The organism is Streptomyces sp. NPDC007872 (assembly GCF_042868165.1).
Lineage (GTDB): Bacteria > Actinomycetota > Actinomycetes > Streptomycetales > Streptomycetaceae > Streptomyces.
Window position 1 is genome coordinate 1,231,930 of the sequence record NZ_JBIAEA010000001.1, and the last position, 21,345, is coordinate 1,253,274.

At 72.8% G+C, this 21,345-nt stretch carries 16 protein-coding genes; 7 read left to right on the forward strand and 9 right to left on the reverse strand.

The genetic code is table 11. The features are described from left to right. Nucleotides 1-154 precede the first annotated feature (154 nt). The 3 genes from ACFYNX_RS05105 to eccE form a co-directional block, all read right to left on the reverse strand. Complete coding sequence (locus ACFYNX_RS05105; protein WP_388657719.1) at nt 155-3,415, reverse strand: SCO5717 family growth-regulating ATPase; 3,261 nt, start codon at nt 3,413-3,415, stop codon at nt 155-157. A gap of 217 nt (nt 3,416-3,632) precedes the next feature. Then, nucleotides 3,633-4,499, reverse strand: a complete 867-nt coding sequence (locus ACFYNX_RS05110; RefSeq protein ID WP_388657722.1) for a hypothetical protein — start codon at nt 4,497-4,499, stop codon at nt 3,633-3,635. Beyond that, nucleotides 4,499-5,815: a type VII secretion protein EccE gene (gene eccE, locus ACFYNX_RS05115; protein WP_388657725.1), complete on the reverse strand. Its 1,317-nt coding sequence runs from the start codon at nt 5,813-5,815 to the stop codon at nt 4,499-4,501. Before eccE ends, ACFYNX_RS05110 begins: the two co-directional genes overlap by 1 nt. 190 nt (nt 5,816-6,005) lie before the next feature. On the opposite strand from eccE, the gene eccB reads away from it, so the two are divergent. The 7 genes from eccB (at nt 6,006) to ACFYNX_RS05150 (ending at nt 12,750) form a co-directional block, all read left to right on the forward strand. Continuing rightward, the gene (gene eccB, locus ACFYNX_RS05120) at nt 6,006-7,550 is read left to right on the forward strand and encodes a type VII secretion protein EccB (protein WP_365546224.1); all 1,545 of its coding nucleotides are present in this window, start codon (nt 6,006-6,008) and stop codon (nt 7,548-7,550) included. A gap of 13 nt (nt 7,551-7,563) precedes the next feature. Continuing rightward, a complete protein-coding gene (gene mycP, locus ACFYNX_RS05125) occupies nt 7,564-8,820 on the forward strand; it encodes a type VII secretion-associated serine protease mycosin (RefSeq protein WP_388657728.1) in 1,257 nt (418 codons plus the stop codon). An 87-nt stretch (nt 8,821-8,907) separates the two neighbouring features. After that, the gene (locus tag ACFYNX_RS05130) at nt 8,908-9,366 is read left to right on the forward strand and encodes a hypothetical protein (protein WP_388657730.1); all 459 of its coding nucleotides are present in this window, start codon (nt 8,908-8,910) and stop codon (nt 9,364-9,366) included. 17 nt (nt 9,367-9,383) lie between these two features. After that, nucleotides 9,384-10,796 carry a hypothetical protein gene (locus tag ACFYNX_RS05135; protein ID WP_388657733.1) on the forward strand — a complete coding sequence of 471 codons (1,413 nt, stop codon included), beginning with the start codon at nt 9,384-9,386 and terminating at the stop codon, nt 10,794-10,796. Between the two features lie 13 nt (nt 10,797-10,809). Next, nucleotides 10,810-12,066: a S8 family serine peptidase gene (locus ACFYNX_RS05140; protein WP_388657735.1), complete on the forward strand. Its 1,257-nt coding sequence runs from the start codon at nt 10,810-10,812 to the stop codon at nt 12,064-12,066. A gap of 31 nt (nt 12,067-12,097) precedes the next feature. Further along, nucleotides 12,098-12,427, forward strand: coding sequence for a hypothetical protein (locus ACFYNX_RS05145; protein WP_125661838.1), 330 nt, complete (start codon nt 12,098-12,100; stop codon nt 12,425-12,427). 14 nt (nt 12,428-12,441) lie between these two features. Then, nucleotides 12,442-12,750 carry a WXG100 family type VII secretion target gene (locus tag ACFYNX_RS05150; RefSeq protein WP_125661841.1) on the forward strand — a complete coding sequence of 103 codons (309 nt, stop codon included), beginning with the start codon at nt 12,442-12,444 and terminating at the stop codon, nt 12,748-12,750. An 85-nt stretch (nt 12,751-12,835) separates the two neighbouring features. Here ACFYNX_RS05150 and ACFYNX_RS05155 read toward each other — a convergent pair whose 3' ends face one another. From ACFYNX_RS05155 to eccCa, 6 genes are all read right to left on the reverse strand, one after another. After that, nucleotides 12,836-13,069, reverse strand: coding sequence for a DUF397 domain-containing protein (locus ACFYNX_RS05155; RefSeq protein WP_365546208.1), 234 nt, complete (start codon nt 13,067-13,069; stop codon nt 12,836-12,838). 97 nt (nt 13,070-13,166) lie between these two features. Then, nucleotides 13,167-13,823, reverse strand: a complete 657-nt coding sequence (locus tag ACFYNX_RS05160) for a hypothetical protein (RefSeq protein ID WP_388657738.1) — start codon at nt 13,821-13,823, stop codon at nt 13,167-13,169. Next, nucleotides 13,823-14,491, reverse strand: a complete 669-nt coding sequence (locus ACFYNX_RS05165) for a hypothetical protein (protein ID WP_388657740.1) — start codon at nt 14,489-14,491, stop codon at nt 13,823-13,825. Before ACFYNX_RS05165 ends, ACFYNX_RS05160 begins: the two co-directional genes overlap by 1 nt. A gap of 2 nt (nt 14,492-14,493) precedes the next feature. Beyond that, nucleotides 14,494-16,650, reverse strand: a complete 2,157-nt coding sequence (locus tag ACFYNX_RS05170; protein WP_388657743.1) for a hypothetical protein — start codon at nt 16,648-16,650, stop codon at nt 14,494-14,496. Nucleotides 16,651-16,669: 19 nt separating this feature from the next. Then, nucleotides 16,670-17,098, reverse strand: coding sequence for a hypothetical protein (locus ACFYNX_RS05175; protein WP_388657746.1), 429 nt, complete (start codon nt 17,096-17,098; stop codon nt 16,670-16,672). Between the two features lie 154 nt (nt 17,099-17,252). Further along, on the reverse strand, nt 17,253-21,203 hold the full coding sequence (gene eccCa, locus ACFYNX_RS05180; RefSeq protein ID WP_388657749.1) for a type VII secretion protein EccCa: 3,951 nt from the start codon (nt 21,201-21,203) through the stop codon (nt 17,253-17,255). Nucleotides 21,204-21,345: the final 142 nt, after the last annotated feature.

Here is a 21,345-nt window from a genome sequence, read left to right on the forward strand (position 1 = left end):
GGATCTTGGGCTGACGGTGAGTGAAGCGAAGGTGTATCAGCGGTGGTCTGCCGTCGTCAACGATGACTCAAACCCCTTGTGGGCTGCGGGAACGCCATGAGGCCCCGTATCGGACGACCGATACGGGGCCTCATTGGTCTACTCCTGTGACGCCCTACTGCTGAGGGGCTGGCGGCGCCTGCGGAGGGGCCGGTGGACCGGCCTGCGGGGGCAGCGGCTGCCCGTGCTGCTGCTCGGGAAGCTCCTGCGGCGGAACCTGTGCCGGGGCCGGCTGCTGCTGCCAGGCCGGGGGCACGCCGGGAGCGCCCGGCCGGCCGGGCTGCTGCGGGTAGGGCTGACCGGGGTGCGGGGCCTGGGGGGCGTACGGCTGACCGGGTGCCGGGTGACCGGGCGCCGACTGGCCGGGCATCGGCTGGGCCGGGGCGAACTGACCGGGCATCGGGCCGGGGGCCGGGTACGGCTGCCCCGGCTGACCGGGGGCCGGGTACGCCTGCGCCGGGTAGGGCTGGGGCGCCTGGGGGGCGTACGGCTGACCGGGGGAGGGCTGGCCGGGCGCGAACTGCCCCGGCAGCGGCTGGCCGGGCATCGGCCCGGGCGGGGCGAACCGGCCCGGGACCGGCTGCTGTCCGGCGTACTGCTGCTGTCCGGGGTACGGCTGTCCCGGCATCGGCGGGGCCATGTGCGGCGGTGCCGCGCCCTGGCCGTCGCCGGTCCACAGGCCCTGCGCCTGCTGCGCCCGTACGAAGTCCTCGGCCACCAGCGCCGACAGGTGGAAGTACGCCTCGCGGGTCTTCGGCCGCATCATGTCGAGGTCCACCTCGGCACCGGCCGCGAGGTGCTCGTCGAAGGGCACGACCACGACCCCGCGGCAACGGGTCCGGAAGTGCTGCACGATGTCCTCGACCTTGATCATCTTTCCGGTCTCGCGGACGCCGGAGATGACGGTGAGGGAGCGCTGCACCAGGTCCGCGTAGCCGTGCGCGGAGAGCCAGTCCAGGGTGGTCGACGCGCTGGAGGCGCCGTCCACGGAGGGCGTGGAGATGATGATGAGCTGGTCGGCGAGGTCGAGCACCCCGCGCATGGCGCTGTAGAGCAGGCCCGTGCCCGAGTCGGTGAGGATGATCGGGTACTGCTTGCCCAGGACGTCGATCGCCCGCCGGTAGTCCTCGTCGTTGAAGGTCGTCGAGACGGCCGGGTCCACGTCGTTGGCGAGGATCTCCAGACCCGAGGGCGCCTGCGAGGTGAACCTGCGGATGTCCATGTACGAGTTCAGGTACGGGATCGCCTGCACCAGGTCGCGGATGGTCGCCCCGGTCTCGCGCCGCACCCGGCGGCCCAGGGTGCCGGCGTCCGGGTTGGCGTCGATCGCCAGGATCTTGTCCTGCCGCTCGGTCGCCAGGGTCGCGCCGAGCGCGGTGGTCGTCGTGGTCTTGCCGACGCCGCCCTTGAGCGAGATGACCGCGATCCGGTAGCAGGAGAGGACCGGCGTCCGGATCAGTTCCAGCTTCCGCTGCCGCTCCGCCTCCTCCTTCTTGCCGCCGAGCTTGAAGCGGGAGGCGGCGCCGGGGGTGCGGCTGGACTTGGGCTTCTGCTTGTTGTTCCGCAGCAGCCGGTCGGAGGAGAGCTCGACGGCCGCGTTGTACCCGAGCGGGGCGCCCGGCACGGACCGCTCCCGCTGGTCGTGCGTCACGGGCGAGGGCCAGGCGGCACCGGTCCGGGGGTCGACGGGCGGCTGCGCGTCGTGCGGGGGCCGCGGCTGGGCCGGGGGCTGCGCCTGCGGCGGGGGAGCCTGCGGGGGTACGGCGCCGGGGTGCGGGAAGCCGTACCCGCCCGGCTGCTGGGCCTGCGGCGGCACGCCGCCGGGCTGCTGCTGCGGGTAGCCGTAACCGGCCTGCTGCGGGGGCGTCCCGGGGTGCGGGAAGCCGTAACCGCCACCTTGCGGGAGCGGGGGCTGCTGTACGTGCGGGGGCTGGGGGGCGTGGGGGGCCTGGGGGGTCTGGGGGTAGCCGTACCCGCCCGGCTCCTGGGCCTGCGGCGGTACGGGGCCGGGCGCGGCCGGCGCGGACGCCGACGACGGCCAGGCGGCGGTGGGCGGCAGCGGCGCGGCCGGGGCTCCCGGCTGGGCGCCCGCGACCGGCGGCGCGGGCCACTGCTGCGCGGGCGCGGCGGGCTGGAACGACGGCGGCAGCGGGGGCAGTCCGGGCGCGGCCCCGGGCTGCGGCCCGGCGGCGGGGAAGGGGGCGGGAGGGGCGGGGTCCCCGGGGGCCGGGAAGGGGCCGGGGGCAGCGGGGCTCCCGGGAGCCGGGAAGGCGCCCGGGGCGTCGGCCGGCCGGTCGGCGGCGTCGTACGGGCCGGGAGCGGCGCCGGGGCCGAAGCCCTGGGGAGCGGTGGCGGCCGGGGGCGCTTCGGCGGGGGCGCCCGGGGGCGCGGCCGTCGGGCCCGCGGCCTCCGCCTCCGTCGTCGTCTCCACGCCGGTCCCGGCGGGCCGGTCCTCCGGAGCCGCGGTGTCGCCGGGGGCTCCGGCCGTTTCGTCGCGGCCCTTCGAGGAGTCCGCAGGGGAGTTCGCCGTGGAGTCCGGAGGGGAGTCCGTCACGGACGGCTCGGCGCCCCCGGCCTCTTCCGGATCTTCGGAGGAGGTCGCGTCGGAACTCGCCGGGGCGTGGTCGTCCCCGACCGGGGCCGGACCGGCGTCCGGGCCCGTGGGGGCGTCCGCCTCCTCGGCGGCGCCGGTCGCCGGGGACTCCGCGGTCCGCTCCGCGATCTCGCGCCGGAGCGCGGCGGGGGAGAAGCGCACGGTGGCACCGCTCTCCACGTCTCCGCCGCCGTTGTCGAAGGGGGAGTCGGCGGGCAGCGGGCCGCCGGACGACGCGTCGGCGGGGGTGGGGCCGCCGGACGGCGGAGCGTCCGCCGTGAAGCCGCCGGGCAGCGGGTCGCCCGGCGCGGTGGGGTCCTCCGGCGTGGAGTCGCCCGGCACCGGGCCCGCCGGCCCGACGGTGGGAGATCCGTCCGCCGGAGGGCCGTCCGCCGGAGGCACCGCCGCCGACGGCACCCCCGCGGCCGGCGTGACCGGCGGCGCGGGCTCCGGTGCGACAGGCGTGACAGGCGTGACAGGCGTGACAGGCGCGACAGGTGCGGTCGGCGCGGCGGGCGGCGTCGGCGTCACCGGCGGCGCGGGGCTCCAGTGGGGCTCGAAACCGCTGCCCGCCGGAAGGCCCGGCACGGGGAGCGGCGCTCCGCTCGGCGGCGGGGGAGTGGCGCCGCCCGCCCCCGTACCGCCCGGCGTGTTCTGCGTGTACCAGGCGGGCGGGGTGTAGTCGATGGTGAACTCACCCGTCATCTCGGCGGGATCCGCGTCGGACTGATCGTCGGCGGGTGGATTCCAACCCCCGTGGATCTCGTCGCGATCGCCGTTCACTTTGCCTCCTGGTGTGGTCGAGCACCCTTGTGCCGTCGTGGGCGGGGCCCTTCCAGCCTAATCGGCGCGGGCGACCCGCGGGCGGGCCCGGCGGACCCTCCCCGCCCGTCCCCGGCGCCCGCTCCGGTCCCCAAGTGACCCGGCCGCGCCGCAGAGTGAGAACCCCCACCGTTCAAAACGATGCAAAAGGGGACGTACGCGAGCGACTTCGTGCCGCTCAGTCCATCCGGCGCGCGCCGCCCAACAATCCGGTCTCGGCGTCCGTCGCCTGCGTCATCACGAACTGGCGGTCGTCCGGGGTGCACCAGAGGGTCACTCCGTCCGCGAGCGTGGACAGCGCCTCGTGCTCGTGGCGCGGCAGGTTCATGATGCGGCCGATCTGGACCGCCTCGTCCGGGGACACCCGCTGGACCCCGACCAGGGAGGACTTCTCCAGGAGGCGGGGCGCGACCGGGCTCAGATAGGGGAGCAGCGTCACCACCGACTGCCAGGGCGCCGACACGACACGGCCGCGCGGCGGCCGCATGCCGCAGTCGCGCACCACGACCACCGGACTGCCCGCCGACGCGCCCTGCGGCGGCACCCGGCCCACGTCGTGCAGCGTGATGCACGGCTGCCCGCCGCCCGCGGCCTGCGCCAGCGCCGTCCACGCCTGCGCGCGGCCGGTCTCGACCGCCACCCGGGCGCCCGTCGCGGCGGCCCGCAGCGCCAGGACCTGCGCGGTCCACAGGCCGCCGATGAGGGCGACGTCGTAGGGGACGGGCCGGTTGACGCCGAGCACGGCGGGGCGGCCCTCGGCGTCGACGCCTATCACCATGCCGTCGTCGCCCACCGGGAGGGCCAGCGCGTCGAGTTGCTCCACGGAGACGGAGTGCCGGTCGCGGCGCGGCCCGACCAGCCCGAAGCCGAACCGGGGCCGCCCGCCCCGCCCGGCGGGGGGCCGGGGGAGGGGAGCGGGGGAGGGCGCGGCCGCCCGTCCGCCGTACGTACCGGAGGCCGGCTGCGCGCCGTAGGTATTGGACGCGCCGGGAACACCCGCGCCCGACTGCGTACCGGGGGCGCCGGGCGGGGTCGCGGTGGACATCAGCGCGCACCCCCCAGCGGAAGCGTCGCCAGGACGCCGGGCACCTGTTCCCGGTCCAGTCGCACGAGCCCCGTCCTCACCCCGCGCGCCGCACGCTCCAACTCGTGCCGCGCGGTCACCAGTTCCTCGTCGCTGCGCCCGGTGATCCGTACGTGTCCGGTCACCGTCACCTCCTGCCGGTCCCCGCCGCTCAGCGTCAGGCTGAACGTCGTCGCGAGCGCGGGCAGCGAGGTCAGCAGGGCCACCAGTTGCGGCATCGACGCGCCCGCGCCGCCGTTCCGGCCGCCCAACTGGGGCCAGCGCCCCACCCAGTACGTCGTGTGCCGGCGGTCGTCCACCCGCCAGGTCCGGGCGGTCTCCTGGGTCCGGCGCTCCTGCGCCCGGCCCCGGCCCGCCTGCGCGATCGCCATCGGGCTCGCGCAACTGGACGTGGCGAGCGCCGAGGTGAGCTCCTGCTCGGTCAGCACGCTCGCCCGGAACCCGGCGCCCGCGAGCCGGCTCGCCAACTGGTCCGCCGCGCGCACCAGGCACTTCTGCGCGCCCGTCATGCCGCCGCCGCGCGCGGCGACCGCCTCCGGGCACAGCTCGGGGTCGAGCTTGAGCGCGATCCAGGTGATCCGCACCGCGGGCGACCCCGTCTGCGCCTGGAGCGGCCCGTAGTTGCGCGCCGCCATCGACTGCGCCGGCAGGTGCGGCGCGGGCGCCGGCTGCGTGTGCTGCACGACCTGCGCCGACTCCAGCCGGATGCCGTCCACGCTCAGCACGTCCCGGACGATCCCGACCGGCAGCGGCCGCGCCGCCCGGTCCGGCCGCAGTGCCGTGCCCTCCGACTCGACCCGCAGGACCGCGGTCAGGAAGGTGCCGTCCCCGACCATGCCGACCGGACGCCGGTCGCGGTCGCTGTACGTGAGGGTCCGCAGCGCCGGGTCGCACTCCACGATCGGCGCGAACCCCGGCTCGGTGCCCTCGGGCACCGTGAACGACGCGGACCGGCGCGTCCGGGCGCGCAGCGCGAGGAAGGTGCCGAGCCACTCGGGCAGGGAACGCCGGTGCCGGCGCACCACGGCCAGCAGGACGAGCACGACGGCCACCACGCCCGCCGGGACCAGCAGCATCGGCTCCACGACCCAGGCGACGAGCAGCAGGGCCGCCGCCACCTCGACCAGTACGAGCTGTTGCAATCGGAACGAACCGAAATGACCGGGACGGGCCTGGAGCCTCGGCGAGACCGAGGAGCCGGACCCCGCGGACGGGGTCGCGGACGGGGGTGCGGAGGCGGAGGCCGCGGCGGGCCGTCTCCGCGTCGCGGAAGCCATGATGGAGAATCCCCTCAATTCGTCCCGATGACCCTGGCCCGCCAGGGCTTTGGCGGCCGGATCACCCTACCCGCCCCACGAACCCCACGGGACAGCAGGCATAGTAGGGGGCCGGTCCGACGGCCGGGGCCCGGGTGCCATCCCCCCGGCCGCCCCGCGAGAAGATCGCGCCTGACGAGAATGGGGACTCATGGCATCGCGGCGGGACGAGCTCAACGCGTACACCTTTGCGAAGAAGCGCACGGTGGCGGCATTCCTCCAACCCTCTCCCTCCGGTACGGAGGAGGGGGCGCCGAAGCCGCTGCGCGCGGTCCTCCCCGGGGTGATCGTCGCCGCGTTGGTCGTCGCCGGGTTCGGCGCCTGGGGCATGTTCAAGCCCACCGCCCCCAAGGGCTGGGACGCCCCCGGCACCCGCGTGATCGTCGGCAAGCAGTCGACGACCCGGTACGTCGTCCTGGAGACCGGCAAGGGCAAGGACCGGAAGACCCTGCTCCACCCCGTCCTCAACCTCGCCTCCGCCCGGCTCCTGCTCGACCCCGACAAGTTCCAGGTCATCCAGGTCGAGGACAAGAAGCTCGACGAGGGCAAGCCGCCGCGCGGCCCGATCCTCGGCATCCCCTACGCCCCCGACCGGCTGCCCTCGGCGGACGACGCGGGCCGGGCGAAGCGCTGGGCCGTCTGCGAGCAGCCCGGCGGCGGCAAGGGCGCCGGGGTCCAGAAGGCGACCTTCCTCTTCGCCGAGCGCGACCTCGAGCGGACCGAGGGCGCCGGCCGGCTCGAGGACGGACAGGTCCTGTACGTCAAGGGCCAGAAGGGGAACGCGCGGTTCCTCGTCGACCACACCGGCACCAAGTACCCGGTGAAGGCCGACTCCACCGGACTCCTCACCGCCCTCGTCGGCCTCGGCAAGGAGCCGCAGCCCGTCACCGACGACTGGCTCGCCACCCTGAAGACCGGCGACGAGATCGACTTCCCGCACCTCGACGGACGCGTCGGGGACTCCGCCGGCATACCCGGCAACACCCTCACCGGGACCGAGAACCGCATCGGCATGGTCCTCCTCGCCCAGACCGGCTCCGGCCCCCAGCACTACGTCGTGCTCGCCGGGAAGGTCCAGCCGGTCACCCCCTTCACCGCCTGGCTCCTCATCAACTCCCCGCAGACCGGCGTCCTCGACATGGACGGCAGGGCGACCACCGTCGACGCCTCCTCCATCGACCCGGACCCCACCCCCTTCCACGACGGCGTGCGCTGGCCCCGGCTGAAGTCCGCCCAGGTCAACGCCGCCACCGGCTCCGGCGCCCGCGACACCGTCTGCAGCGTCCTCACCCACGTCGACGAGAAGGGCGGGACGACCCTCACCACCTGGGCCGGCCGCGACTACCCCGCCGACATCACCGCCGGGGGCACCAGCACGTACGTCACGCCCGGCACCGGCCTCCTCTACACCCAGATCCAGGGCCGGCAGAAGACGCCCGACGGCTCCCTCTTCCTCGTCACCGACACCGGCCTGCGGTACGCCGTCCAGGCCAACGGCGACAGCGACTCCGACCGCTCCGAGATCGGCGCGGGGGAGCAGCCGCAGAGCGACGGACGCCCGGAGCCCAGCGACGCCCAGAAGCGTCTCGGCTACGAGAAGGTCACCCCGGTCCTGGTGCCGATGGAGTGGTCCGAGTTCCTCTCCAAGGGCCCGCGCCTGGACACCAACAGCGCGCGCCAGCCGCAGGGTTCCTAGGGGGGTGGCACCGGTGACGACCACGCACCGCACGGCGGCCCTGCTCACCGCCGGCACCCTCGCCCTCCTCCTCGCGGCCCCCGCGGCGACCGCCGCGCCGCGCCGGGACGCGCCGGTCCTCGACGGCAGCGGCGAGTGCACCTTCCCCATGAAGAAGCAGATCGAGGGCACCCCCTGGCCGCTCCAGCGGGTCCTCCTCGACGAGCTGTGGCAGGACACCAGGGGCAAGGGCGTCCGGGTCGCCGTCATCGACACCGGGGTCGACGACGTCAACCCGCAACTGCGCACCGCCGTCGACGCCAAGGCGGGCAAGGACTACCTCAAGCCCGACAAGAAGAACCCGAGCACCGGCGACGAGAAGCGCGGCAGGACGGACGGCACCGTCGACGAGGTCGGCCACGGCACCAAGGTCGCCGGCATCATCGCCGCCCGCCCCCGCAAGGGCACCGGCTTCGTCGGTCTCGCCCCCGAGGCGACGATCATCCCGATCCGGCAGAACGACGAGAAGAACAGCGGCAAGACCGACACGATGGCCCAGGCCGTCGACTGGGCCGTCGCGAAGAACGCCCACGTCATCAACATCTCGCAGGACACCACCCAGGCCCTCCGCCCGGACTCGCCCCTGGCCAGGTCCGTGGCGAACGCGATATCCAAGGGCGTCGTCGTCGTCGCCTCGGCGGGCAACGACGGCATGGACGGCGCCCTCAAGACCACCTACCCGGCCGCCTTCCCCGGCGTCCTCGCCGTCGCCTCCTCCGACCGCAACAACGAGCGCGCCGCCTTCTCCCAGTCCGGGACCTTCGTGGGCGTCGCCGCCCCCGGCGTCGACATCGTCTCCACCGTCCCCGGCGGCGGCCAGTGCGTCGACAACGGCACCAGCTTCTCCGCCCCGTACGTCGCCGGCGTCGCCGCCCTGCTCCGCGCCAAGTACCCGAAGTGGACCCCGGCCCAGATCGTCGCCCGCATCGAGCAGACCGCCGTCCGCTCCGTCAACGGCCATGACAACCACGTCGGTTGGGGCGTGGTGGACCCCGTACGGGCCCTCGCCGACCTCCCCGGCACGCCGCCGTCCTCGCCCACGCCCGACCCCGGCCCGCCCAAGCCGCCGGCCCCCGAGCCGGCCCGCCTGACGCTGTCGGAGACGCCCCAGGAGCGCTCCGAACGGCTCGCCACCTACGCGTTGGGGATCGGGGGCGTCCTGGTGGCCGTGGTCGCCGGAACGGCCACCGTGATCCGTGACAGCCGCCGTCGAAAGGGGGTACGCCCATGAACGGTCCTCCGAACAGGACTTTGCAGTTGGAACTGTCGTACCAAGTAGCTAGAGTGGCCGTTGTTCTTGCGGGACGGGGGAGTTGACGTGGCAGGGCCGGACGGGAACGGCAAGAAGGACCTGGAAGTCGGAGAGGTGACGCTCCGGACATTCCAGACGCGCATGCAGAAACTGCTCGACGAGCTGAAGGGCTCGCCCGCCGAGCACACGAAGATCGGCGAGCAGAAGATCACTCCGGACGCGTACGGCACGGGCTTCGCCGCCGCGACCGAGCTGCACGGGGCGTACGACAAGGTGCGCACGCGGCTCGAAGAGCTGACGAAGATCTTCGGGGAGACGATCGAGGCGATGGGCATCCGTGCCCAGATCGCCGACAAGGGCTACGAGGGCGTGGACGAAGAGGAGCGGCGTCGCTTCGCCGCGATCCAGAAGTCCGTCGGGGACGACCACAAGAAGAACTACGGCACCGAGGACCGGGGCGCGCCCAAGTCCGAGCAGCCGACCGCACCGACGCAGGGAACCGCCGACACCGGCGGGTTCAGCTAACGGGGGAGGAACAGACGATGTCGGGAGAGTTCGAGGGGAAGTCCCTGGACGCCCTGTACGCGATGATCGCGGCGGCCAAGCCCGAGGAGCTGTCGAGCAGCGGCACCGCCCTCGCGGCGGCGGTGCCCAAGATCCTCGCCATCGCCTCCGACCTGCGGCACTACATCAGCCGTGTGGAGTGGGAGGGTGCGGCAGGCGACGCGTTCCGCAAGTGGGGCGCCGGCATGGTCTCCGAGACCCTGGTCCTCGGCGACTTCACCAAGGTCGTCTCCGAGGAGATGAAGCGCGCCGGCCAGGCCCTCACCGAGGCGAAGGCCGCCGTGCCGAAGCCGGCGGGCATGTGCTTCGCGGACCCGGAGAAGGAGAAGGCCCGCATCGAGTCCGAGAAGGGCCCGAAGCTCCAGGAGGCGATCCAGCAGCTCCAGCGCCTGTCGTCGTACTACGACGCGACGCGGGAGCGGATCGGGGCGGAGCGGCAGCCGGACTTCAAGCCGCTGAACGGCTCTGTCGACCTCGGTGAGAAGGGGTACGGTCCCGGAGGCGGAACCGGCTCCGGTACATCCTCGGGCACGGGTACGGGTACGGGCTCCGCCCCGGCCGTCCACTCGTCGTCCCTGCGCCCCGCGGAGTCGGGCACCGGTGGCACCGACCGGATCACCCCGCCGTCCCCGCCGTCCTCGCCGACGCACCCGTCCTCGCCGACGCCGGTGACGCCGCCGACCACGTCCCTTCCGCCGGTCGCGCCGCCGGACAGGCCGGTGGACACCAACCTCGACTCGGTGACCGTCGCGCCGGAGGCGCCGACCCGGCCCACGACGCAGCAGCCCCCGGTCGTACAGCCCCCGACGACCAGCGGTCCGGGCCCCGTGCTTCCGCCCGTCGTTCCGCCCCTCGGCCGGCAGACCGGCCCCCAGGGCGGTTATCCGCTTCCGCGCCCGGCCACCCCGGGCCCGGTCGCCCGCGTCCCCGGGCTCACGGGCCCCGGCCCGCTGGGCCCCGGCCCCCGGACCGAGGGCATCACCGGCGGCCGGCAGGTCCCGGGCCGCCCCGGCCCGGGACAGCAGGCGGGACGGATGCCCATGGGCACGGTCATCGGCGAGGAGCGCGCAGCCTCCCAGCTCGGCCGTGGTGCCGCGGGCATGCACGGTCCCGGCGCCGGGGGCTTCGGCGGTGCCCCCGCCGGCACGCCCGGCGCGGCGGGCCGCCGACTGGCGACCCAGCCGGGCGGAACCGTCGGGTCCGCTGCCGCGTCCACCACGGGTGGGCGCGCCTTCACCCCCGGCGGTACGGGACTCGTCCGGCCCCCGGCCTCGACCAACCCGGAGCAGGAAGAGCGCCGCGAAGCGCGCAACCGTCCCGACTACTTGTCCGAGGACGAGGAGACGTGGACCTCGGGACAGCGCCAGATCGTCCCGCCCGTCATCGACTAGGAGCCCTTCCCCGATGTCCCTCCCCACCCGGGCCGTTCGTCGCCGAGCGGCCGGTCTGCTCGGCGCCCTGACCGCCGTCGTCGCGACGTGGACCGTCGCGGCGCCGACGGCGCAGGCGGACGACATGCGGTCGCGCCAGTGGTACCTGGACGCGATGAAGGCGGACGAGCTGTGGAAGGTGGCCACGGGCAAGGGCGTCACGGTCGCCGTACTCGACAACGGCGTCGACTCGTCCATGGCAGAGCTGCGCGGCAGGGTGCTCCCGGGCCGCGACTTCTACAACGCCAAAGGGGGGGACGGCCTTGTGAACGGCGAGGACACGAGCCCTCACGGTACGAACATGGCCCTCGCCATCGCGGGCAGCGGAGCGGGCGGTGGCGTCAAGGGGATCGCTCCGGACGCCAAGATCCTTCCCTTGAAGGTCGCCGACGCACTCGGGGCCTACGAACTGGTGGACTACGCAGGCGGGGCGATCCGGTACGCGGCCGACAACGGTGCCAAGGTGATCAACATCTCGATGGCCGGGGTCGAGTCCGAGGAGGACATCGTCAAGTGGCAAGAGGCGGTGGACTACGCCCTGGCGAAGGGCGTACTCATCTTCGCGGGATCCGGTAACGACGGGGACGGCGGGGCGCTCTACCCGGCGGCGACTCCCGGTGTCGTCGCCGTCGGCGCCCTCGACACCAAGGGGAAGATCACCAAGTTCTCCAGCTACGGCTCCCATCTCGCTCTCGCCGCTCCCGGCGTCGATGCGCCGGGCCGCTGCTCCAAGAACAAGTCCGAGTACTGCGCCTTCGAGGGCACCAGTCACGCCTCCGCCCTCGCCTCCGGCACCGCCGCCCTCATCTGGTCCGCCCACCCCGACTGGACCGCCAACCAGGTCCTCCGGGTCATGCTGGAGACGGCCGGGCACAACGGCCCCGTCCCCAGCAAGTACATCGGCTACGGCTCCGTACGCCCCGCCCAGGTGCTCCTGGAGGGCAAGGGGAACCCCGGCGACCCGGACGTCAATCCGCTGCTCGCCGCGCGGGCGAGCGCGTCGCCCGCCCCCTCCGCATCGCAGACTTCCCCCTCTCCTGAGAACACGGGGGCAAGCGGCACGAGCCCGGCCACGGACCCCGGGACACCCGGGAAGACCGGGTCGGCCACCGGGTCCGAGGAGGGCGGCCTTCCGCTCTGGGCCGTCGCCGCGAGCGCCGTCGCCGTCGTCGCCGTCCTGGGCGCCGTCGTGATGGTGGTAGTACGCAGGAGAGCGTCGACAGACGCATGAGCAAGGTCACTTCACCAACCGAGGAGCACGAATGAGCACTCCCGCCGGCGGGTTCGGACTCGCAGACGACCCGGTCGTCAAGGCCAAGAACAAGATCACGGAGACGGGTGAGGCGGTCTCCAAGCAGGCGCGCGAGCTCGCCAACATCCTGGAGACGTGCAGCGCCGGCTGGACCGGTGTCGGCGCCATCGGCTTCAAGCAGGCCCAGACGCTCCTGAACGAGGACCACGACACCATCCGCCGTCTGCTGGGCGTGCTGCTCAACGCCGTCGGCGAGACGAAGAACCTCAGCAACGCGAACGACGACGAGGTCCGCGCCGCGTTCGCCGCCGCCAACAGCTCCGCGCTCAACAACCTCTAAGAGAAGGGGACGAAATGTCTGTCGACAGCGCCGGCACCCGGGTACGGTACGAGACCGTCCAGGAGATGGCGAACCGCATCCGCACGGTCTCGCAGAACATCATCAAGGACATCCAGGAGATGGACACCGCGCTCAAGGTCGTCACCGACACCTGGGACGGTGACGCGCACCACGAGTACGAGCTCCTCCAGGGCAAGTACAAGAAGCGCGCCGAGGACATGAAGGACCGGCTCGAGAAGGTCGCCCAGATCGTCGAGCAGGGCAAGGACAGCTACCGCGCCACCGACGTCAAGGCCTCCCGCCTCTTCACCGAGGCGTACTGACCCGCGTCCGCGCCGCGGCCCCCCGGGGACGCGGAAGGGGCCCGCTCCCTCGGGGGGAGCGGGCCCCTTCGCGTTCCGGCGGGGCCTACCGCAGGTCGAACTCCCCGTCCTTGGCGCCCAGGACGAAGGCGTCCCACTCGGCCTTGGTGTACCGCAGCACGGTGTCGTGGTCGAGGGAGGAGCGCATCGCGACGGCGCCGCCCGGCAGGTGGGCGATCTCCACGCGCTCCTCGTCGGGGCTCGTCCCGGGGGCTCCCTGCCATTCGACACCGCTGATGTCGAGCGCGTACAGCTCGTCCTTCTCCTGCTGGGTGCCCATCTGGCTCTGCTCCTTCGTGCGGTGGAAAAAGGCGGAACGGCGTAGCGGTCCCATCATGGACGCCGGGCGGACGCCCTGTCAGACGGAACCGGGGGATTCACTTCGCCTGCGAGGCGAAGGCCCGCGCGAGCGCGAGGACCTGCCCGCGCTCCAGCGAGGTCTTCCCGGCGTCCCCGGCGGTCAGGACCAGCGCGAGGTCGCCCTTGCCGCCGGAGTCGAGCCGGACCGTCACCACGTTCCCGCCCCCGCTCTGCACGGCCTCCCCGGCCTTCGCCTCGGCCCCCTTGACGGTGTACGCCTTGAGCGTGGAGAAGTCCATGCCGCCGGCGGCCTGGATGACGGGTGCCTGGAGGTACACGGCGTTCCCCTCGCTCACGGCGCCGGTGCGGACCTTCAGGTCCTCCCCGCCCAGGTGGTACGAGCAGGTGATCAGCGCCCCCGGCTTGCCCGCCCAGGGCGACTGCGCGTCCGTCGTCCGCCCGCCCTCGGCGGTCGCGGCGGGCTCGTCCGCCTCGGCCCCGGCCGCCCCCGGCCGCAGGTCGCCGTCCAGCTTCGCGGCCTTCGCCGCCGCGCCGGCGTCGTAGGGCAGCGGGCACGTGTCGGACCCGTCCGCGTCGGCCCCGTCGGCGACCTCGACCACCCGGTCCACGCTCAGGGCCCCGCCGGCCTCCTCCCCGCCGCTCCCGCAGCCGGCCAGGACGAGGAGGAGGACGGCGCTCGCCGCGCTCCGGACGGTGTGCTTCACGTGGATCATCAGGGGGTGCTTCCGGTCAGGGGCTTGACGACGGGGTCGTCCGCCAGAGGGTGGTTCTCGCAGCCGAGGAGTTCCGTCGCCCGGCGTGTCATCAGATAGACGAACGACATCTGCTGGTCCTGGGTGCCGTGGTCCTCGACGGTGCCCAGGTTCGTGGTGAACGAGACGCCCGCGTGGAGGAGGACCTTCTTCGACGGTTCCTTCAGCTCGCCGGGCAGCTCGCACCGCACGTAGAGATCGGTGGTGACGTCGCCGGACCTTCCCGTCGCCCCGTTCAGGCTGTAGCGCCGGGTACCGGCCGTGCCCGTTCCCTTCTGCGCGTCGGAGAGGGGAGCCCACCCGTACTCGACGGTCGTCTGGCCGTCATCGCTCCGTCCTTCCGGAAAGAAGAAGCACTGCCTGACGGCGGGCGCCTTTCCCTCCTTCCCGTACTCGCGCAGGCGGTCCTGCGCTTTCTCGACGAAACGGGGGCTCCGGTAGCCGTTCCGGGTCGTGAAGGAGTCCGTCCGCATCACCCGGGACAGCAACTTCGCCTCGGGGGAGTCGGCGGAAACCGCACAGGCGTAGTCGTCCGGACGCCCCGCCCGCGGCTGAGTCCCGTCATTGCACGAGGTCACGGTGAAGAGGGCGGCGACAACGAGGAGCGGCCAGGATCGGGAGCTGCGCATGATCACCCCAGGTACTTCTTGGCCGCGCCGATACCGTCGGAGTGACCCCCGTTCGCGGCGTCCTTGGCCGAATTGAACGGGCCTTCCCCTGCGTTCTCACGCTTGTGCCATTCGTCGAACATGCGGTTGAGACCGTCCGTCCCGGACGAGTACGAGTCGCTCGACTCCTTCCTCGCCTGTTCCTCCGCCACGTCCTGGACGTCCTTCACCCAGTCGAACTTGACGGAGTCGATCAGCGCGCCGCCCGCCGTGCCCACGAAGGGGATCTCACCGATCAGCGCGTTGCCGGCGATGGCCGAGTACTCGCCGGTCTTCTCGGCCCAGTCCGACTTCTCCTTGCCCTTGTCGATGTAGACGTCGGCGCCGATCTCGTTGAGGGCGCCCATCGCGTAACCGATGTTGCGCGAGCGGTGGTCCCACTCGGCGCTCTGCCCGTGCGTGGGGTCGGTCTGGAAGGGCGGGGCCTCCGCGAGCAGCTTCGCGGAGTAGGCCCGCTCCGCCTCGTACATCAGGGCGTACGACGGACCGTCGTCCGCGATTCCGCGCATGACGCGGACCAGGCTCTCCTGACCCACCGCGATGTGCGCGTTGTCGCCCTTGCCGGTGATGTCGGGGTTGCCGCCGGCGCCGCCGTACTCCGACTCCTGGCCGTTGAGCGTGATGTGGGTGTCGGCCACGTAGTCGGCGAGGGCCCGGGCCATCGGCTGCTTGATGTTCGAGAGTTCCTCGGGGAACTCGGCACCGCCCTTGTCGTCGTCCAGGAACGTGATGGCGTTCTGCATGACCCGGGCCTGCCCCTCGGTGTGCGGCCCGACCGGGCCGAGCTTCTCGCCCGGCTCGTGCCCCGTCGCCGCCGCCTGGATCGCGTTGCCGAGCCCCGTCGCCTTGAAGGGGTCGTCCATCTCCATGGGCGCCGAGTAGAGGGTGTTCATCACCGGGTCCGGCCACTTCCGGTCCGTGAGCAGGAACTTCAGGTGCTCGTTCGCGTTCCCGGGGGCCTTGGGGTCGAGGAAGTACTCCGCGTCCCCGGGGTCCTTGCTCATGATGTCGAGCAGGCCGTCCAGCGGGTCGTGGGCGATGTTCGGCCGCTCGCCGTCGAAGAAGTGCAGCCAGATGTTGGGCTTCTCCTTCTCGGCCCGGATCATGTCGCCGCCGATCTCGTTCAGGAACTCCTTGCCGTACGCCTTGGGGTCCCCCTGCTTCATCAGCGTGACGAGCATCTGGTAGCCGTTGGTCGGGCTGACGTTGCTCGCGAGGTTCTCCGTGCCGAGCTTCTTGAGCCCGTCCACGAACGGCCGGTACGCGTAGCCGTTCGGGTCCTTCGTGCCGGAGGCGATCGTGTCCGCGAGACCGGCGTTGATCGAGTTGTAGAGCTTCTTCTCGGCGTCCGAGATGCCCCGCTCGTTCGACGCCAGGTTCATCCGGTCCGCGATCTTCAGGGCGTCCTTCGCGCCGAGGCCGTCCAGATAGGCCTCGCTGAAGTGCTTGTCCTCGGAGTTCTGCTGGAGCAGGTCCCGGTAGTGCTCCAGCTCCTGCTTCGACGCCTTGCCCTCGCGGACCTTCTCCGACAGCGCCAGCGCCTCGACGGCCTCGACGTCGCCGACCGGCTTCGAGTTGAAGCCCAGGGGGGCGGTGCCGTCCGCCCCGGAGGCGTTGAGCAGGGCGGCCTTGACGTCCGCGTCGAACTCCGTGACCGCCTTGACCGCGTCGTTGATCTTGGTCGTGTACGACATCTCCACGTCCCGCAGGTCCGGGTCGTGACGGATGGCGTTGGCCTCCTGGGCGCTGACCTTGCTGAAGTCGTAGCTGGCGTTCCCGTACGCGGAGACCTTCATGCCGGCGGCCACGGCCTCGTCGACCGCCGCCTTCACCCGGCCCTTGAGCTCGGTGAACGTGCTGTGCGCGTCCCGGAGGAGCGACTCCATGGCGCGCGCCTCCTTCTGCGCCGAGTCGAGCTCCTTGCGGGTGATGCTGAAGTTGGTCGCGCTGACCTGCTGAGCCTGGCCGGTCCACAGCGGCCCGCCCGTGGCGACGCTCTGGACCTCCTTCTCGTACGTGTCCTCGACCTTCTCGAACTTCTCCGCCATGCTCTTCCAGCCGTCGGCGGCGGTGCTCAGCTTGCCGAGGTCGATCTCCATGATCTCCTGGTACGTCGGCATCGTGTTTCCCCCTGAAGACCTAAAGACCCGAGACCTTGGACTGCACCGGGGTGAAGCTGTACCCCGTCGTGATGTCGTTGTTGCCGAACAGCGTCGACGCGCCCCGCAGCGCCGCCTTCTCCGAGTCCAGCCGCGCCATCAGGCGCTTCACCTGGCCGTCCCAGTGGGCGTGGGCCTTCTGCAGCCCGGCCGCCGTGTCCCAGCCCTTGAACTCGGCGACGGCGCCGTCGGTGCCCTCGTCACCGGCGTCCGCGGCCGCCTTCACACCGGGCTGGATGTGGTTCTCGATGGTTCCGGCGGCCGCCTTCTTCCTGGCCGGCGACGTCGCCAGGTCCGGCTGTCCCCCGCCCCCGCCGGGATCGGAGGGGACCTGGTTCAGCCGCGTGCCGGAGGACTGGTGTTCCATGGCGGCGTTCTTGTGCTGGGCCCACTCGTCGTCGAACGACACGGTCTCCTCCTTGGTCGAGCCTCGGCCGGGCTGGTGCGATGTTTTCAGTTGTGAGGTGTGCACGTCCAACGACGTCGGTGCGGACGTGAGGACCGCCGGGCGGGCCCGGGGCGGAAGCCCCCGCCCCGGGCCCGGCACCCGGCCGCGCGTCCGGTCACAGCTCCGGCAGCCGCCCCGTCTGCACCAGCGACGCGCCGCCCCGGCGCCCCACGAAGTGGCCGCGGCCCGGCGGCATCGGACGGGGCCGCACCGCGCCGAGCAGGTCGCCCTCCGCCGGGTCGCCCGACAGGACGACGCCCTGCGCGCCCAGCTCCTTGATGCGCTGCATGAAGGACTCGTACATCGAGCGGGAGGCGCCCGCGCTGTTGCGCGCGATGATGAACCGCACCCCCGTGTCCCGGGCGAAGGGCAGGTACTCCGCGAGCGGCGCCAGCGGGTTCCCCGCGCTCGTCGCCACCAGGTCGTAGTCGTCGACGACGATGAAGACCTGCGGACCCGACCACCAGCTCCGGTCCCGGAGCTGCTGCGGCGTCACGTCCTGCGGCGGCTGCCGGCGGGCGAACACGCCCGAGAGCGCCTCCATGTGCATCTGCATCGAGCTCGCCATCGGCGCGTACTCGAGCAGGTGCTCCTCCGGCAGGCTGCCGAGCAGCGCCCGGCGGTAGTCGCCCACGACGAGCTTCGCCTCGTCGGGGGAGTACCGCTGGGCGATCTGCTGGACGATCAGCCGCAGCAGGTTCGTCTTGCCGGACTCGCTCTCGCCGAAGATCAGGAAGAACGGATCCGTCTCGAAGTTGACGAAGACCGGCTCGAGGCGCGTCTCGTCGATGCCGATCGCGACGCCGTGCTGCGGGAACTCGAAGCCCTTCGGCAGCCGGTCGGCCGACAGCTTGTGCGGAAGCAGCCGCACCGGCGGCGCCGGCGGACCCTGCCAGCCGGTCCGCACGGCCTCGACGAAGGACGCCGTGCCCGCCGCGAGGTCGTCGTTCGCGCTCGATCCGTCGATCCGCGGCAGCGCCCCCATGAAGTGCAGCTTCTCCGGGACCTGGCCGCGCCCCGGTACCCCGGTCGGCACGTTCGCCGCGACCTTCCGGTCGAACTCCGAGTCCATGACGTCACCGAGCCGCAGTTCGAGTCGGCCCAGCATCTGGTCCTTGAGGGCCGCCCGCACCTCCATGTACCGGGAGGCCGTGATCACCACGTGGATGCCGTAGCCGAGGCCGCGCGCGGCCAGGTCGGACACGGTCCCCTCCAGGCCCTCGTACTCGTTCCGGAAGCCGCCCCAGCCGTCCACCACCAGGAAGACGTCCCCCCACGCCTCGCCCGGCAGCTCGCCCGCGGCCCGCTTGCGCCGGTAGGTCGCGATCGAGTCGATGGAGTGCGCGCGGAAGAACTCCTCCCGCCGGTTCAGCACCCCCGTCACCTCGGCCACCGTCCGCCGCACCCGCTCCGGGTCCAGCCGGGACGCGACCCCGCCGACGTGCGGCAGGTCCGCCAGCGACACCATGCCGCCGCCGCCGAAGTCCAGGCAGTAGAACTGCACCTCGGCCGGGGTGTGGGTGAGCGCGAACGACGAGATCAGCGTCCGCAGCATCGTCGACTTCCCGGACTGCGGACCGCCGACCACCATCATGTGACCGGCCGCGCCCGAGAAGTCCCGGTACAGCACCTCGCGCCGCTGCTCGAACGGCTTGTCGATGAGCCCGAGCGGCACGGTGAGCGCGCCCTGACGCGTGTACTCCGTCGCCGTGAAGCCCCGCTCCGCCGTCCGCGCGAGCCCCGGCAGCAGTTGGTCGAGCGAGGGCGCCCGGTCGAGCGGCGGCAGCCACACCTGGTGCGCCGGCACCCCCTGCCCCTCCAGACGGCGCACGATCACGTCGAGGACCGTGTCCGCCAGGGCGTCGTCCTCCTCCGCGCGCCGCTCCGTCAGGTACGCCGGGTCCGGCGCCGCGTACACCACCGGCACCGGCGCCGCCGTGAACAGCGCGGGCCGCCGCTCCACCGGCAGTTGCCCCACCTCCAGGCGCGGCCCGTCCGTCCGGTACGTCCCCGAGACGTACGCCGCCTTGAAGCGGGTCATCTCGTCCGTGCCGAACTTCAGATAGCCCGAACCCGGCACCGACGGCAGGTGGTACGCGTCCGGCACGCCGATCGCCGTCCGCGACTCCGCCGCCGAGAACGTCCGCAGACCGATCCGGTACGAGAGGTACGTGTCGAGGCCGCGCAGCTTGCCCTCCTCCAGGCGCTGCGAGGCCAGCAGCAGGTGCACGCCCAGCGAACGGCCGATCCGGCCGATCTGGATGAACATGTCGATGAAGTCCGGCTTGGCGGTGAGGAGTTCGGAGAACTCGTCGATCACCAGGACCAGCGAAGCCAGCGGTTCGAGCGGCGCGCCCGCGGCCCGCGCCTTCTCGTAGTCGTGGATGTTGGCGTAGTTGCCCGCCGAGCGCAGCAGCTCCTGGCGCCGCTGGAGCTCGCCGCGGATCGCGTCGCCCATGCGGTCCACCAGCGTCAGGTCGTCCGCCAGGTTGGTGATGACCGCCGCCACGTGCGGCATCTGCGACATGCCCGCGAAGGTCGCGCCGCCCTTGAAGTCGGCGAGGACGAAGTTCAGCGTCTCCGAGGAGTGCGTCACCGCCAGACCCAGCACCAGCGTCCGCAGCAGCTCCGACTTGCCCGAACCCGTCGCGCCCACGCACAGGCCGTGCGGGCCCATGCCCTCCTGCGCGGCCTCCTTCAGGTCCAGCATGACCGGCTGCCCGTCCTCGCCGACGCCGATCGGCACCCGCAGCCGCTCGGCCACCGACCTCGGCCGCCAGGTCCTGGCCACGTCCACCGAGCCCGCGTCCCCCAGGTTCAGCAGGTCCGTGAAGTCCAGATTGGCGAGCAGCGGCTCGTCGTCGTCCCCGCCGCCCATCCGCAGCGGCGCCAACTGCCGGGCCAGCGCCTCGGCCGCCGGCAGGGACATGCCGTCCGGCAGCCCCTCGTACGCGAAGCCGCCGCCCGACTCCAGACGCAGCCGCCCCGGCCGCACCACCACCGACAGCCCGCCGCGCGGCTCGTCGAGCTCGCCGGACACCACCTCCACGATCGTCACGCCCTGGAGGCCCTCGGCCGCCGCGAGCAGCGAGTCCGGCGGCACCATGCCGCCGTCCAGGACCACGACCACGTGCGGCTGGTCCAGCACCGGCTGGTTCTCCCGGGAGAACCGCGGCCGCCCGTCCAGCCGGGAGCGCACCGCCTGCTCCAGCTCACCGAGGTCGTCGCCGAACAGCCGCTTCGTACCGGCCCCGTCGACCTGCCCCGGCACCTGCGCGTGCGGCAGCCACTTCGTCCAGTCCCAGCGCTCCTGCGCCGAGCGCGCGGCCACCACGGCCAGCATCAGGTCGTCGGGGGAGTGCAGCGTCACGAGCTGCGCCACCAGGGCGCGCGCCGCCGCCTGCGCCGACTCCGGCTCGCCCGACACCGTCACGTGGTAGAACGCCCGCATCGAGACCGCCATCGGCAGCCCGTCCAGCGTGCCGTGCACCGCGAGGAACTGCTGCATCGCCCCCGCGCACAGCGGCTCCAGCTCGTCCACCGGCGCGGTCTCCGGCGCCACCAGCGGCGTCGCGAGCTGCTGGGCGCCCAGGCCTATTCGGGCCTGCCCGAAGTCGTGGTCGCCGACCCGCCGCTCCCACACCCGCGAGCCCTCGGCCACCACCGACCACAACTGCTCGGGAGCGGGGTGCAGATAGAGCTGCGCGTCCCGCTGCCTGCGCGCCGTGCGGCGGACCGTGCGCCGGGTCTGCGCGAGGTATTTGAGGTAGTCGCGGCGGACATCGGCCATTTGCCCCTGCGTACCGCGACGGAACCGGACGACCTGCGCGATGGCCATGCCGACCGTCGACGCCAGCATCAGCACGCCCATGATCCGCATGATCGGAGAAGGCGTCATGAAGAAGAAGACCACCGACGAACCCATGCCGAGCATCGGGAGCAACTGCATCAGCGCCGACTCCTGCTGACCCCGCGGAAGTTCCGGCGGAGACTCCAGGACCAGTTCCTCACCGGGCACTTCCGGAGGAAGGGACCTCGGCGGGCGTTTGACGACGATCTGGCTCACCGGCGCATCAATCCCTCGTTGGAGGCGGGCTCGTGGCGGGAGCATCCGCGCCGGCACTCCCGTCGGCAGCCGGGCGCGCGGACTTCCCCCATGGGACGGCGATCCTACTTGCAGCCCCCGTCGGCGGTCCCCGGTAGGGTGG